The following is a 14,217-nucleotide window of genomic DNA, read 5'->3' as shown; positions in this document are numbered from 1 at the left end:
TGTTACTCCTGGCGCTATTAAATTTTTCGAATAAGCCGAGGGTCAGATGCCCCAGGCGAACGGGTCTTGTTCGTCGATCAGCAGGGTGCTGTCGGCGGTCATGTAGGCGCGGCCGGTGATGAACGGGCGAATGTGGTCGCCGTCGCGCTCGTAGCGGCCATGGAACTGGCTGCCGGTGATGCTGGCCTGCACCCAGGTCTGGCCTTCGGCAAGCTTGCCGTCGGCGGCCAGGCAAGCCTGCTTGGCGCTGGTGCCGGTGCCGCAGGGCGAGCGGTCGTAGGCTTTGCCGGGGCACATCACGAAGTTGCGGCTGTCGGCGTTGGCGTCGTCGGCGAACAGCTCGATGTGGTCGATGGGCGCGCCGTTTTCACCCGTGATGCCCTGGGCTCCGAGGGCCTTGAGCATGGCCCAGGTGTACTCGGTCAGCGCTTCTCGGTTATCCAGCTCGATGCGCTGGCCGTGTTCGGAAACCAGAAAGAACCAGTTGCCGCCCCAGGCAATGTCGCCGCGCACTACGCCGTGCCCGGGCACATCCACCGCCACCTGCTGGCGGTAGCGGTAAGAGGGCACATTGCCGACGGTGATGGCCCCGTCGTCATGCAGGGTGGCGCTGACCTGACCGACCGGGGTGTCTATCTTGTGCACGCCGGGCGCGATCAGGCCCAGGTGCTGCAACGAGGCGACCAGGCCGATGGTGCCGTGGCCGCACATGTTCAGGTAGCCGGCATTGTTGAAGAAAATCACCCCGCAGGTGGCGTCGGCAGACACGGGTGGGCAGTACAGCGCGCCAACCAGTACATCGTTACCGCGTGGCTCCAGCAGGCAGGCGCGGCGCCAGTGATCGTGCAGCTCGCGCAGTTCGTCGCGCTGCTCGGCCATGCTGCGGCCATGCAGTTGCGGGAAGCCCTTCATCACCAGGCGGGTCGGTTCGCCGCCAGTGTGGGAATCGATGACGTGAATCTGTTTCATGGGCTTGTCCCTTGCGTAAAAGATCAGGAGGCGACGGCGGCAGGGCGGCCGGCATAGGTGTCAGCGGTGGTTTCGCTTTCGTCCTCGCCTTCCAGGCGCACCAGGTGGGCAGGCACGCCAGTGGCCGCTCCCCAGTAGTAGATGCCCAGGGCACAGGCAGCCACGGCCACGGTGTCGAGCGGGTGGCCGATGACTCCCAGGCCGCCGAAGCTGCCCAGCCACGACAGCAGGATGGTTACTGCGTAGAAGCCGATCAGCCATGCCGACGAGCGCACTTGCTGGGCCAGCGACAGGTGCTGGGTGGGCACGAAGCGACCGCACAGCAGGTACAGCACGAACATCACGATCTGCAGGGCCAATAGCCACGACACGGTATTCCAGCCGGACCAGTACACGATCAGCGCGGCGATGATGAACGACAGCGGGCCGAGCACGCCCATGCCCTTGACCCGGAACGGGCGCGGCATGTCTGGCGCATTGCGGCGCAGGGCGGCGACGGTGACCGGGGCCACGGCGTAGCTCAGTACCAGGGCAGCGGATACCACGTTGATCAGTGCTTCCCACGATGGGAATGGCAGGGTCCAGAACACCGACAGGCCAAACGTCAGCCACAGCGCTGGGCGCGGGATGCCGGACTCTGCATCGATGCGGGTGAAGTACTTGAAGAAGGTGCCGGTCTGCGCCCAACCGTAGATCACGCGCGGGGTGGCGTTCATGTAGATGTTGCCGCAGCCGCTGGGCGAGATCACCGCGTCGGCCACCACCAGGTAGGCCAGCCAGCCCACACCCAGTGCAAGGGCGATGTCACGGTAAGGCAGGGCCAGTTCCTTGGTCACGCTGGCCCAGCCGTTGGCGAGCATCTCGGTTGGAATGCTGCCGAGGAAGGCCAGTTGCAGCAGGGCGTAGATGGCGGTGGACAGCAGCACCGAAAGAATCAGCGCAATCGGGATAGTGCGCTGCGGGTTCTTCACTTCGCTGGCCACCGAAATGATCGGCGTCAGGCCCAGGTAGGCGAAGATGATGCCGCCCGCCGACACGGCCATTTCCACCCCGGACAGGCCGAACGGGGCAAAACCGTGGACCTCGAAGTTTTCTGGCTTGAAGAAGGTGAACAGCACACCAATCACCAGCAGCGGCACGATGAACTTGAACACGCTGACCAGGTTGTTGGCCTTGGCGAAGGTTTTCACGCTGCGGTAATTGAGGAAGAAGAACAGCCCCAGCAGGGCGAACTGCACCAGCCAGCCGAGCACGGTCGGGTCGCTTGAACCGGTTTTGGTCAGCCCGGGGAACCAGGCGGCGGCGTACTGGCGTGACGCGACCACTTCGATGGCGATCAGGCTGGAAAAGGCGATCAGGGTGATGAAGCCCATCAGGTAGCCCAGCAGCGGGCCGTGCGAGTACACCGGGTAGCGCACTACACCACCTGCGCGGGGCAGGGCGGCGCCCAGTTCGCAGTAGACGATGCCCAGCAGCAGTACGGCGAAACCGCCGAGGAACCAGGACAGGATGCCCGCCGGGCCGGCGATGGCCGAGACGTGGCTGGCGGCGAACAGCCAGCCGGAGCCGAAAATGGCCCCTAGGCCGATGAAGGTGAGGTCCAGCAATGACAACTGTTTCTTGAATTTGCCTGACATGGGTTCGCCTTTTTGTTGGTTATTGGATAGGCAGGTCTGATGTCACGAGATGCGGCTTTTTGGGCCGCGCTCTTGTAGGACTTGGGCGGCTTGCGTGGGGCATAGAGTGAACCGGTCGGGGCGACGGTTCTTGATGGTTTTCTGCAGGGGGGATGACGAAATCGGCACAGTTGCAAAAAATGCTGGCGGCGAGGGTGGAGTGCTGGATAGGCTGTAGGCCTTAGCGAATAAGGGCTGTAGAGATGTGTTGGTAGTGCTGGCCTCTTCGCGGGCATGCCCGCTCCCACAGGTACAGCGCACGATTCGGCATGTGTGGAGGACCTGTGGGAGCGGGCGAGCCCGCGAAGAGGCCGGCACAGCCAGCAGAGAACCGACAGATGACAGACAATCCCCTGGCAACGCTTTACCAATCTCTGGACCAGCACCGCCCCGCCACCCTGGAGGCCCTGCTGGCCAGCGTTTCCCTGCTGCTGCCGATCCTCGACGCTATCCCCAACGCTGCAATATTCATCAAGGACCCGGCCGCCCGCTATGTGCTGGCCAACAACACCCTGGTCCAGCGTTGCGGCCTCAAGCGCTTGCAGCCGTTGCTGGGCAAGACCAGTGCCGAAGTGTTCCCGGCGCAGCTTGGCCCCGGCTACACCGAGCAGGACCGTCGTGTGCTCAAGGAAGGCTTGGTGCTGGCAGACCAGTTGGAGCTGCACCTGTACGGCAGCCGCGAGCCCGGCTGGTGCCTGACCCACAAGCGCCCGCTGTACAACCAGGCGGGTGAGATCATTGGCCTGGTCGGCATTTCGGTCGACCTTCAATCAGCCGCCGACACCCACCCCGCCTATCAACGGCTGGCTGCGGTGGACGAGCACATTCGCCAGTATTTCCACCAGCCGATCAGCATGGGTGAACTGACCCGCATCGCCGGCATTTCCGTGGCTCAACTGGAGCGCTACTGCAAGCGGGTGTTCCACCTGACGCCCCGGCAGATGATCCACAAGGCACGCCTGGAGCACGCCCACCGCCTGCTGCATTCGGACCTGCCGATCACTGACGTGGCGATGCGTTGCGGCTACACCGACCACAGCGCCTTCAGCCGCCAGTTCAAGCAACTGACCGGCTTTACCCCGCGTCAGTACCGGCAGGCAACCAGCGATCAGGTGGCTTGAAACAATGCCCGCGCCTCGGCAAAGCACTGCTCTGCAATCGCCGAACGCGGCTCGCTGCGGCGCAGCAGCAGGCCGACCGGGCTGTGGATGGCGGCGTCGGCCACCGGCAGGATGCGCAGGTGCTCGCTGAGGTCTTCCAGGCCGCAGCCCAACGGCATGATCGCGCAGCACATGCCGGTGTTGATGGCCTGGATCAGCTGGAAGGTCGAGTCGCTTTCCAGCACGGCATTCGGCTCCAGGCCGCGGCTGCGGAAACTCAGGTCCAGCGATTGGCGGTAGTGCATGCCCTTGCTCAGCAGGCCCAGCGGAATGTCGCTGAGCGCGTCCCAGCGCAGGGTGTCGCTGGCGAACTGGAAGTGCCGGGTATCGTGCAGCAGGCCCATGGTGGTGGTGCCCAGTTCCAGGACTTCGAAGAAGCTGGTGTTGACCTGGTCCAGGTAGCAGATACCCAGGTCGAGCTGGTTGCGGCTGAGCCCGTCGATGACCTGCTCCGAGCTCAGCGAGCTGAGCTGGAAGTGCAGTTCGGGGTATTTTTCGCGCAGCGGCAGCAGCAGGTGCATGGGGTTGAAACTGGCCAGCGGCACCGTGCCCAGGCGCAGGCTGCCAACCACCTGGCCACGGCAGCTGGCGGCCTCGGCCTGCAGGCCGTCATGGGCGGCGAGCAAGGTGCGGGCCCAGGCCAGTATGCGTTCGCCAGCCTCGGTGAAGCCTTCGAAGCGCTGGCCGCGTTTGACCAGTACCAGGTCCAGCTCGTCCTCCAGGTTACGCAGGCGCATGGACAGCGTAGGCTGGGTAATATGGCACAGCGCCGCCGCCTGGCCGAAGTGGCGGGTCTGGTCGAGGGCGATGAGGAACTTGAGCTGCTTGATGTCCATGGAGGTGCCTGGCGTCTGGTTGTGCAGACCTTAACCCACGTCTGCGATAGATGTCATTGATCGGCCGGTAAGCCATAACGATTGGACGCCCCCGAGCCACGCCTCTAGCGTGGTGACAATGCCATTCAAGGAGCTTTTACCGTGCGCGTCCAACCCGATGCGGTCTTCGTACCGCTCAACATCGCCGTGCTGACCGTCAGCGACACCCGTACCTACGACAACGATACCTCCGGCGAGCTGCTGGCCAGCCGGTCGGTCGAGATCGGCCACCGGCTGGTGGCGCGGGCGTTGCTCAAGGACGACCTGTACAAGATCCGCGCCCAGGTCGCCACCTGGATTGCCGACGAGCAGGTGCAGGTGGTGCTGATTACCGGCGGTACCGGCTTTACCGGGCGTGACAGCACACCCGAGGCGGTCGAGTGCCTGCTGGACAAGCGCATCGATGGCTTTGGTGAACTGTTCCGGGCGTTGTCGATTCTGGATATTGGCAGCTCGACCGTGCAGAGCCGGGCGCTGGCCGGGTTGTCCAACCGCACGTTGGTGTGCTGCTTGCCGGGCTCTACCGGGGCCTGCCGCACGGCGTGGGAGGGGATTCTGGCGGAGCAGCTGGATGCGCGGCACCGGCCGTGTAACTTCGTCAAACACCTGTTGCCGATAGAGGCCTGTGCAACCCGGGGTTGATCTTCAGCCTGTACCGGCCTCTTCGCGGGCAAGCCCGCTCCCACAGGTACAGCACAGGATTCGAAGTGTGTGAGGTCTCTGTGGGAGCGGGCTTGCCCGCGAAGAGGCCAGAACTGGCAACCTCACACTGTCAGCTCAACACATACCCCACCGGCAACAATGCCGGCGGCAACTGCGTCTCCCCCAACCCCGCCAGCACATCCCGCTCCACCGTCCGCACCATGGCATCGGTCGGCAGGTCGTTCTCATCCCGCCCGAACGGGTCTTCCAGCTCGTTGCCAATCGCATCCAGCCCAAAGAAGGTGTACCCCACGATGGTGGTGAACAGCGGCGCCAGCCAGCCCAGCGGCTCGGCCAGGGCAAACGGCAGCAGCAGGCAGAAGATGTAGATGGTGCGGTGCAGCAACAGCGTGTAGGGGAACGGCAAAGGTGTGAACTTGATCCGCTCACAGGTAGCCTGCACCTCGGTCAGGCCTACCAGCCGCTGTTCCAGCAGGCTGTAGCGCCAATCGCTGATGTGCTGTTGCTCTGCCAACCGCGAGCAATGCTGGCCAATGTCGCGCAGGATGCCATCGCACACGTTATGCGGGCTGATCGCCTCTGGCCGGGCCAGCCAGGGCCGGGCGGCCGCCAGGTCGTCCTCGTTACGCAGACGGGCATTCAGCGCATGGGCATAGCCACACAGGCTGCGCAGCAGCTCTGCGCGCAGCGCTTGGTCGGCAATCACCACGCTTTCGCGCACGAACGAGCGGGTTTCGATGATCAGCTTGCCCCAGGCCTTGCGGCCCTCCCACCAGCGGTCGTAGCAGGCGTTGTTGCGAAAGCTCATGAAGATCGACAGCGACAGGCCCAGCAACGTAAACGGCGTGGCACTGACCGGGTAGAAAAACGCGGGGAAATGGCGCTCGACCAGCACGATCAGCGCGGCCAGCAGGGTCACCATCAGGCAGCGCAGGGCGATGCGCTTGACGATCGACCCCTTGAGGGTGAACAGCACACGCAGTACATCGGGGTTTGGGTGGACAATCATGGAAATCCAGAGACGGCCGTTCAGCCGCCGGTCATGTTCATGAAGCGCAGGATCTGCACATCGCCACCCACTTCGAAGTGGTGGCGGTAGGGCTTGAGGTGCAGGGAGTCGCGGATGGCCTTTTCCAGGCGCTCGCGGTTGCCTGGGTGAGCACGCAGCACATGCTTCAGGTCTACCGAGTGTTCGTTGCCCAGGCACAGCAACAGGCGGCCTTCGACCGTCAGGCGCACGCGGTTGCAGGTGGCGCAAAAGTTGTGGCTGTGCGGCGAGATGAAACCGACCCGGGTGTTGGCGGCTTCGGCCAGGCGCCAGTAGCGGGCAGGGCCCTGTGATGATTCGGTGGACTCCACCAGGGTGAACTGTTCTGCCAGGCGCTCGCGTACTTCGTCGCTGGAGCAGAACGACTCGCCGCGCTCGTGTTCGCTGATTACCCCCAGCGGCATTTCTTCGATGAAGGTGATGTCCAGCTCGCGATCGATGGCAAAGCGCACCAGGTCGACCAGTTCGTGGTCGTTGCGGCCTTTGAGTACTACACAGTTGAGCTTGATGCGTTTGAAGCCGGCCTGGCGTGCGGCGTCGATACCGGCGATGACCTGGTGCAGGTCGCCGGTACGGGTCAGCTGCTTGAAGCGTTCGGTATCCAGGCTGTCGAGGCTGATGTTCAGGCGCGACAGCCCTGCGTCGAACAGAGGCTGCGCCAGGCGCCCGAGTTGCGAGCCGTTGCTGGTCATGCACAGCTCGCGCAGGCCAGGCAGGGCGGCAATCCGCCCGCACAGCTCGACGATGCCCTGGCGTACCAGCGGCTCGCCGCCGGTCAGGCGGATCTTGCGGGTGCCCAGGGCGACGAAGCGCTCGGCTACCTGGAACAGTTCTTCGAGGCTGAGGATTTGCTGGCGCGGCAAAAACTGCATGTCTTCGGCCATGCAGTACACGCAACGGAAGTCACAGCGGTCGGTGACCGACATCCGCAGGTAGTCGATTTTCCGGTTGAAGCCGTCGATCAGGGCCCGGCTGTTCTGTTCCACGTTCGCGCTCGAATGGGGTGGGTTCACTCCAAGCTATAACCTGGCCGCAGGGCCGTCAAATTGCTTTGCCCGACTGGTTGATCGATGGTTTCTATCACGGCTGCAGGCCAGGAATTTCAAAGCCGGACCGCGTCGCCTCATTCGCGGGTAAACCCGCTCCCACAGGTACTGCGCAGGCTTCTAGACCTGTGTGATCCCTGTGGGAGCGGGTTCACCCGCGAAGGCTACAACGCGGTTTCAGCCCATGATCGAAACCGCTTATCACGCCGTAAGATCTTTCGATTGGACGCCCCACCCCCACGCTCAATAGGCTGGAAAAAAGCATCGAAGCGTGAGGATTCATCGCATGAGCCAGGACGAACACATCAGGGACTACAAGGGCGCCGCCGCCGGCTGGGGGGCGCTCAAGAGCGTCACCAAAAGCTGGCTGGGCAGCGAAAACGCCTTCAAGAACCTGCGGGCCATGCTCAAGACCAACCAGAACGGCGGCTTCGACTGCCCCGGCTGCGCGTGGGGCGAGTCGCCGGAAAGCGACATGGTCAAGTTCTGCGAAAACGGCGCCAAGGCAGTCAACTGGGAAGCGACAGGCCGCTCGGTGGACCCGGCGTTCTTTGCCAGGTACAGCGTCAGTGCGCTGAAGGACCAGACCGACTACTGGCTCGAATACCAAGGCCGCCTCACGCACCCGATGCGCTACGACGCTGCCACCGACCACTATGTCGAAACCACCTGGCAGGAGGCCTTCGAGCTGGTCGCCAGGCACCTGCGTGCGCTGCAGTCGCCCGACGAGGCCGAGTTCTACACCTCGGGCCGGGCCAGCAACGAGGCGGCGTTCCTCTATCAGCTGTTCGTGCGCGCTTACGGCACCAACAACTTCCCCGATTGCTCGAACATGTGCCACGAAGCCAGCGGGGCAGGCATGTCGGAAACCCTCGGGGTGGGCAAAGGCACTGTCGTGTTTCACGACCTGGAGCTGGCCGACGCGATCTTCGTCATCGGTCAGAACCCAGGCACCAACCACCCACGCATGCTTGAACCACTGCGCGAAGCGGTGAAGCGCGGGGCTCAGGTGGTGTGCTTCAACCCGCTGAAAGAGCGTGGCCTGGAGCGCTTCCAGCACCCGCAGCACCCGTTCGAAATGCTCAGCAACGGCTCCGAGCCGACGTCCAGCGCCTACTTCCGCCCGGCCTTGGGCGGCGACATGGCGGCCATGCGTGGCATTGCCAAATTCCTGTTGCAGTGGGAGCGCGAAGCCCAGGCCAACGGTGAGCCGGCGGTGTTCGACCATGCCTTCATCGCCGAGCACACCAGCGGCGTCGATGACTACCTGGCAGCGGTGGACGCCACCTCCTGGGAACACATCGTCAAACAGTCGGGCCTGACCCTGGCCGAGATCGAGCTGGCCGCACGCATGTACCGTAAGGCCGAGCGGGTAATCATGTGCTGGGCCATGGGCGTCACCCAGCACCGTCATTCGGTGCCGACCGTGCAGGAAATCGTCAATCTGCAGCTGCTGCGCGGCAATGTCGGCAAACCCGGCGCTGGCCTGTCGCCGGTGCGTGGCCACAGCAACGTGCAGGGCGACCGCACCATGGGCATTGACGAGAAGCCTAAGGCGGCACTGCTCGATGCCATCGAAAAACGCTTCCAGTTCCGTGTGCCGCGTGCCCATGGGCACAACGCGGTGCTGGCGATCAAGGCCATGGAAGAGGGGCGGGCCAAGGTGTTCGTCGCCCTGGGTGGCAACTTTGCCCAAGCCACCCCGGATACCCCGCGCACCCACGCGGCGCTGCAGAACTGCGCGTTGACCGTGCAAATTTCCACCAAACTCAATCGCTCGCACCTGGTCACCGGCCGCGATGCGTTGATCCTGCCATGCCTGGGGCGTACCGAAATCGACCTGCAGGCCGAAGGGCCGCAAGGCGTGACCGTGGAAGACACCTTCAGCATGGTGCACATCTCCAACGGCCAGTTGCGCCCGCGTTCGCCGCACATGCGCTCGGAGCCGTGGATCATCGCCGGCATGGCCAAGGCCACGCTGGGCAATCAGCCGATCGATTGGGAGTATGCGGTGGCCGACTACAACCGCATTCGTGACATGATTGCCGACGTGATCCCTGGTTTCACCGGCTTCAACGAACGCCTGCATAGCCCGGGCGGTTTCCACCTGGGCAACACTGCCGCCGATCGCAACTTCCGCACGGCCACGGGCAAGGCACGGTTCATGCCCCACGCACTGCCAGAGGAACTGATCAACGCCAAAGTGCTGGCGCGGGGTGACAAGCCCGACCTGATCCTGCAGACCCTGCGTTCGCACGACCAGTACAACACCACCCTGTATGGCCTGGACGACCGCTACCGTGGGGTGTTCGGCCTGCGTGAAGTGGTGTTCGTGAACGAGGTCGACATCCGCCGCCTGGGCTTCGAGCCGGGTGAGCAGGTGGACCTGGTGTCGCTGTGGGAGGATGGCGTCGAGCGGCGGGTGTCGGGGTTCCGCCTGGTGGCGTATGACGTGCCTGAAGGGCAGGCGGCGGCGTATTACCCGGAGACCAATCCGCTGGTGCCGTTGGAGAGCTATGGCGTGGGCACCTATACGCCGACGTCGAAGTTTGTGGCGATCAAGGTCGAGAAAGCCAAGGCGGGGAACCGGATTGCGGCGGTGTTGGCCTCGGATTGATGGGTTGCCTGTGCCGGCCTCTTCGCGGGCAAGCCCGCTTCCACAGGGACCCCACAGCTCTTGAGTTTGTGGTGATCCTGTGGGAGCGGGCTTGCCCGCGAAGAATCCAGCACCGATTCAGGATCGATGCACCGGGTACGCCGTGGTGTACTTCATCTGCTCCATGGCAAAACTGGACGTAATGTTAGACAGCCCGTCGGTACGGGTAATCAGCTTTTTGTAGAACCGGTCATACGCCGCAATATCCCCCACCACTACCCGCAGCATGTAATCCCAGTCGCCGGACATGCGGTAGAACTCCATCACTTCCTCGAACCCGGTCACGGTCGCGGCAAACTGCTCAAGCCAGGCGCTGTCATGGCGCTGGGTCTTGAGCTGGACGAACACCGTCAGCCCCAGGCCAAGCCGTTCGGGGTCGAGCAGGGCGACGCGGCCAAGAATGTAGCCTTCTTCTTCCAGGCGCTTGACCCGTTTCCAGCAGGGCGTGGTGGACAGGTTGACGGCCTCGGCCAGGTCCTTGAGCGATATCGAGGCATCGCGCTGAAGCAAGGTAAGAATGTGCTGGTCGAAACTGTCCATATCGCGCGTGGGCCGTGAAGAAAATTTTTCACAGATTACCCCAAGGCCAGAACATTTGGGTTGTGCGATAGTTGCAGCCTTCACTCTGCCAATGGGCCTGACCATGTCCGACAAGCCGCGCAATTTCGCCACCCGTACCATTCACGCCGGCGAGCAGTTCAGCGTCGCTGAAAATGCCATTTTCCCGGCCATCGTCACCGCCAGCTCGTTCACCAAACGCAGCCTGGACGACAAACCGGAATACTCCTACAGCCGCGTTGGCAACCCCACACGGCATGCCTACGAAACCTGTGTCGCCGCGCTGGAAGAGGGCGTGGGCGCGGTTGCCTGTGCCTCGGGCGTGAACGCTACAGCGACGGTGCTGGAGCTGCTGCCCAAGGATGCCCATGTCGTGGTGATGAACGGCGTGTACGGCGGCACCTTCCGCATCATGGAAGACTACCGCAGCCGCACCTCGGGCCTGACCACCACCTATGTCGACCTCAACGACCTGGAGGCCGTGGCCGCCGCCATCAAGCCCCAAACCCAGCTGATCTGGATCGAATCGCCGACCAACCCGCTGCTGCACCTGGTCGACATCAAGGCCGTGTGCGACCTGGCCAAGGCCCGGGGCATCCTCACCTGCATCGACAATACCTTCTGCTCGCCGTGGAACCAGCGCCCGATCACCTTGGGCGTGGACCTGGTGATGCACTCGGCCAGCAAGTACATCGGTGGCCACTCCGACCTCACCGGTGGTGTGGTGGTGGCGGCCAACGATGCACTGCTGGCGCGCCTTCGCCGCATCAGCATGGCAATTGGCGCGGTGCAGGGGCCGTTCGACTGCTACCTGGCCCTGCGTGGCCTGAAAACCCTGGATGTGCGCATGGAGCGCCAGTGTGCCAATGCCCTGCAGGTGGCGCGCTTCCTCGAAAGCCACGCGCAGATCGAGCAGGTGTATTACCCAGGGCTGGAAAGCCACCCGCAACACGAATTGTGCAAACGCCAGATGCGCAGTGGCGGGGCGGTGGTGGCGATGAAGGTCAAGGGCGACCGGGCCGCGCTCAACCGCCTGGTGGAGGCGCTGCAGATCTTTGTGCTGGCCGACTCGCTGGGCGGGGTGGAGAGCATGATCAACCACTCATGGAGCATGTCGCACTGCTCACTGAACCCAGAGCAGAAAGGGGAGATGGGGATCAGCGAGAACCTGCTGCGGTTGTCGATGGGGATCGAGGATTACCGCGACCTGATCGAAGATCTGGATGGCGCATTGAAGGCTTTGGCAACTGTGTAAGGGCTGCTGGCCTCTTCGCGGGCTTGCCCGCGAAGAGGCCAGTGAATTCAGTACATTTCCATCAGGATTTCGGCGGATGAATGATCCGTTCAATCTTGTCCTTGATCAGCAACCTTTCCTTGCGCAGGCGGTTGACGGCCTCGTCGTTGGTACCGTTGCCTTCGGCGGCGACCACCTCCTTGTCCTTGGCGTTGTAGTCCTTGTGCAGCGCGTGCAGCGTCTGGTCCTTGTCAATGAGCGCCTGGAATGCGTCAGCGGTAACGTGCAGGTCAGCGAGCAGATCATGCGGAACTGGCATTTCTTCACCTCTGTCAGGGTTGTCGGTAAGGTCCTGACCTCTGAGAATAGTCGCCTTTGCGCAGGCCGGTGACGGCGTCCAGGCTGAATGGCAGCTGAATGAAGCGCAGTTGATCACCGAAAGACGCATCCTCACGAAATTGTTACCAACTTTTTCACAAAAAATTGATGCCGCGCTTTCTAGAGTTCGCCCAACTTTCCCACAGTGCCATCCGGCCTGGGGGTTGATAATCACTCTTGATTGTGAACGCTGATGCTCAACTTCAAATCCCTGCGGACTGAATGGGTCACGCTGCTGGCCAGCCTTTACCTGCTGATCGGCCTGAACATGTTCCTTTGGGGGCACTTGCAAGAGGTGGTGCCCGCCGGCCTGTCAGGGCTTTGGCTGACCCTGGCGTTTGCCGTGCTGATGCTGTTCGCTTTCAACCTCATCCTCACGTTAGTTGCTTTCCGTTATGTATTGAAGCCAATACTTATCGTGTTGTTCATGAGTGGCGCGGGCGTGGCTTACTTCATGAACCAGTATGGCGTGCTTATCGACTCGGGCATGTTCCGCAATATTGCAGAAACCAACGTGACCGAAGTACGCGACTTGCTCTCGCTGAAGTTTGCCTTGTATATCCTGGGCTTGGGCGTGGTGCCTTCGGTGCTGCTGTGGAAGGCGCCCATCGCCTACCGTGCCTGGCACCGCGAACTGCTGGGCAAGCTGGTGGTCAGTGGCGCCTGCGTGGTAGCCCTGGGGTCGGTGGCGCTGGTCAACTATCAAGGCTTGTCGTCGCTCTTTCGCAACCACCACGAACTGCGCCTGATGCTTACCCCCAGCAATATCGTCGGTGCGTCCATCGGTTATGTCAGCGAACGCGTCGGTACAGCGTCGCGTCCTTTCCAGCACTATGGCGAAGATGCCAAGCGTGATGCCGCCTGGCAGAAGCATGAGCGCAAGTCGTTGACCGTGCTGGTGGTGGGTGAAAGTGCGCGGGCAGATCACTTCGGGGTACTGGGCTATGACCGCGATACCACGCCGAACCTGGCCAAGGAGCAGGGCCTGGTGGCGTTTTCCGATGTGCATTCGTGCGGCACGGAAACGGCTGTCTCGGTGCCGTGCATGTTTTCTGGCATGACGCGCAAGGAGTACGATGCCCGCGTAGCCAAGAACCGCGAAGGGCTGCTGGATATCCTTCAGCGTGCCGGCCTGGCCGTGCAGTGGCGCGACAACCAGTCTGGCTGCAAGGGCACCTGCGACCGCGTGCAGTTTGTCGATGTCAGCAACCTCAACGACCCGCAGTTGTGTGCCAATGGCGAATGCCATGACCAGATCCTGCTGCAAGGCCTGGACGCGCTGATCGACAATCTCGACAAGGACACCGTGCTGGTGTTGCACCAGATGGGCAGCCACGGCCCTGAGTACTTCAAACGTTACCCAAGTGACAGTGAGCGCTTCACCCCTGTGTGCCAGAGCAATGCGCTGAACCAGTGCAGCGAGCAGGACATCATCAACGGCTACGACAACACGCTGGCCTATACCGACAAGGTGCTGGCTTCGCTGATCGACACCCTGCGCAGCAAGCAGGACAAGGTCGACACCGCGATGATCTACCTGTCCGACCATGGCGAGTCGCTGGGCGAGTACAACCTGTTCCTGCACGGCACGCCTTACGCCATTGCCCCGGAGCAGCAGAAGCATGTACCGCTGCTGACCTGGTTCTCCGACAGCTACAAGGAGGACTTCGGCGTCGACACCGACTGCCTGGCCAAGCTCAGCGATGCCCCGTTGTCGCAGGACAACCTTTTCCACTCGATGCTCGGTCTGCTGCAAGTGCATACCGAGGTGTACCAGCAGTCTCTGGACATGTTCGCCAGCTGCCGGCCGTGGTTGGCGGCCAAGCGCTGACCTTGTCAAACCCATTCGCGGGCTTGCCCGCGAATGGCCAATACTCACCGTTTATCTATTCCAGGGATGGCGCAGGTTTCACCCGCAGTGCCCGCGCCGTATATACTGCGCGCCAATGTTAGT

Annotated in this window: 12 protein-coding genes; 5 read left to right on the top strand and 7 right to left on the bottom strand. The window is 62.7% G+C overall.

Features of this window, described 5'->3' with window-relative positions; all coding sequences use genetic code 11:
* Positions 1-42: 42 nt before the first annotated feature.
* Entirely contained in the window at positions 43-969 is a 927-nt protein-coding gene (locus tag QQL85_RS14065) for a 4-hydroxyproline epimerase (RefSeq protein ID WP_284354159.1), read from the bottom strand.
* 23 nt (positions 970-992) lie between these two features.
* Positions 993-2,606 carry an APC family permease gene (locus tag QQL85_RS14060; RefSeq protein ID WP_284354158.1) on the bottom strand — a complete coding sequence of 538 codons (1,614 nt, stop codon included), beginning with the start codon at positions 2,604-2,606 and terminating at the stop codon, positions 993-995.
* Between the two features lie 377 nt (positions 2,607-2,983).
* On the opposite strand from QQL85_RS14060, the gene QQL85_RS14055 reads away from it, so the two are divergent.
* A complete protein-coding gene (locus QQL85_RS14055; RefSeq protein ID WP_284354157.1) occupies positions 2,984-3,766 on the top strand; it encodes an AraC family transcriptional regulator in 783 nt (260 codons plus the stop codon).
* Here the strand turns inward: QQL85_RS14055 and QQL85_RS14050 are convergent.
* The gene (locus QQL85_RS14050; protein WP_284354156.1) at positions 3,754-4,641 is read right to left on the bottom strand and encodes a LysR family transcriptional regulator; all 888 of its coding nucleotides are present in this window, start codon (positions 4,639-4,641) and stop codon (positions 3,754-3,756) included. The two genes, QQL85_RS14055 and QQL85_RS14050, sit on opposite strands and share 13 nt — an antisense overlap.
* 141 nt (positions 4,642-4,782) lie before the next feature.
* On the opposite strand from QQL85_RS14050, the gene moaB reads away from it, so the two are divergent.
* Positions 4,783-5,322, top strand: coding sequence for a molybdenum cofactor biosynthesis protein B (gene moaB / locus QQL85_RS14045; RefSeq protein WP_119369119.1), 540 nt, complete (start codon positions 4,783-4,785; stop codon positions 5,320-5,322).
* A 130-nt stretch (positions 5,323-5,452) separates the two neighbouring features.
* On the opposite strand, the gene QQL85_RS14040 is transcribed toward moaB, so the two are convergent.
* Positions 5,453-6,352, bottom strand: a complete 900-nt coding sequence (locus QQL85_RS14040; protein ID WP_284354155.1) for a bestrophin family protein — start codon at positions 6,350-6,352, stop codon at positions 5,453-5,455.
* Positions 6,353-6,372: 20 nt separating this feature from the next.
* Positions 6,373-7,377, bottom strand: a complete 1,005-nt coding sequence (gene moaA, locus QQL85_RS14035; protein ID WP_016711953.1) for a GTP 3',8-cyclase MoaA — start codon at positions 7,375-7,377, stop codon at positions 6,373-6,375.
* Positions 7,378-7,723: 346 nt separating this feature from the next.
* Here moaA and QQL85_RS14030 point away from each other — a divergent pair, with 346 nt between their 5' ends.
* Entirely contained in the window at positions 7,724-10,054 is a 2,331-nt protein-coding gene (locus tag QQL85_RS14030) for an FdhF/YdeP family oxidoreductase (RefSeq protein WP_284354154.1), read from the top strand.
* A 117-nt stretch (positions 10,055-10,171) separates the two neighbouring features.
* Here QQL85_RS14030 and QQL85_RS14025 read toward each other — a convergent pair whose 3' ends face one another.
* On the bottom strand, positions 10,172-10,633 hold the full coding sequence (locus QQL85_RS14025; protein ID WP_016498365.1) for an Lrp/AsnC family transcriptional regulator: 462 nt from the start codon (positions 10,631-10,633) through the stop codon (positions 10,172-10,174).
* Positions 10,634-10,724: 91 nt separating this feature from the next.
* Between QQL85_RS14025 and QQL85_RS14020 the strand changes: the two genes are divergently transcribed.
* A complete protein-coding gene (locus QQL85_RS14020; protein WP_284354153.1) occupies positions 10,725-11,906 on the top strand; it encodes a trans-sulfuration enzyme family protein in 1,182 nt (393 codons plus the stop codon).
* A 61-nt stretch (positions 11,907-11,967) separates the two neighbouring features.
* Here QQL85_RS14020 and QQL85_RS14015 read toward each other — a convergent pair whose 3' ends face one another.
* Positions 11,968-12,204, bottom strand: coding sequence for a YdcH family protein (locus QQL85_RS14015; RefSeq protein ID WP_284354152.1), 237 nt, complete (start codon positions 12,202-12,204; stop codon positions 11,968-11,970).
* A gap of 252 nt (positions 12,205-12,456) precedes the next feature.
* On the opposite strand from QQL85_RS14015, the gene QQL85_RS14010 reads away from it, so the two are divergent.
* Complete coding sequence (locus QQL85_RS14010) at positions 12,457-14,094, top strand: phosphoethanolamine transferase (RefSeq protein ID WP_284354151.1); 1,638 nt, start codon at positions 12,457-12,459, stop codon at positions 14,092-14,094.
* The last annotated feature ends 123 nt before the right edge of the window (positions 14,095-14,217 follow it).

The organism is Pseudomonas putida (assembly GCF_030159595.1).
In the GTDB taxonomy this organism is placed as follows: domain Bacteria; phylum Pseudomonadota; class Gammaproteobacteria; order Pseudomonadales; family Pseudomonadaceae; genus Aquipseudomonas; species Aquipseudomonas putida_AC.
This window is presented reverse-complemented; position numbering and strand designations above follow the sequence as displayed.

Bases quoted from the DNA above. Each gene is read 5' to 3' on its own strand.
- QQL85_RS14065 (WP_284354159.1), bottom strand. From the start codon at position 969: ATGAAACAGATTCACGTCATCGATTCCCACACTGGCGGCGAACCGACC.
- QQL85_RS14060 (WP_284354158.1), bottom strand. From the start codon at position 2,606: ATGTCAGGCAAATTCAAGAAACAGTTGTCATTGCTGGACCTCACCTTC.
- QQL85_RS14055 (WP_284354157.1), top strand. From the start codon at position 2,984: ATGACAGACAATCCCCTGGCAACGCTTTACCAATCTCTGGACCAGCAC.
- QQL85_RS14050 (WP_284354156.1), bottom strand. From the start codon at position 4,641: ATGGACATCAAGCAGCTCAAGTTCCTCATCGCCCTCGACCAGACCCGC.
- QQL85_RS14040 (WP_284354155.1), bottom strand. From the start codon at position 6,352: ATGATTGTCCACCCAAACCCCGATGTACTGCGTGTGCTGTTCACCCTC.
- QQL85_RS14030 (WP_284354154.1), top strand. From the start codon at position 7,724: ATGAGCCAGGACGAACACATCAGGGACTACAAGGGCGCCGCCGCCGGC.
- QQL85_RS14025 (WP_016498365.1), bottom strand. From the start codon at position 10,633: ATGGACAGTTTCGACCAGCACATTCTTACCTTGCTTCAGCGCGATGCC.
- QQL85_RS14020 (WP_284354153.1), top strand. From the start codon at position 10,725: ATGGGCCTGACCATGTCCGACAAGCCGCGCAATTTCGCCACCCGTACC.
- QQL85_RS14015 (WP_284354152.1), bottom strand. From the start codon at position 12,204: ATGCCAGTTCCGCATGATCTGCTCGCTGACCTGCACGTTACCGCTGAC.
- QQL85_RS14010 (WP_284354151.1), top strand. From the start codon at position 12,457: ATGCTCAACTTCAAATCCCTGCGGACTGAATGGGTCACGCTGCTGGCC.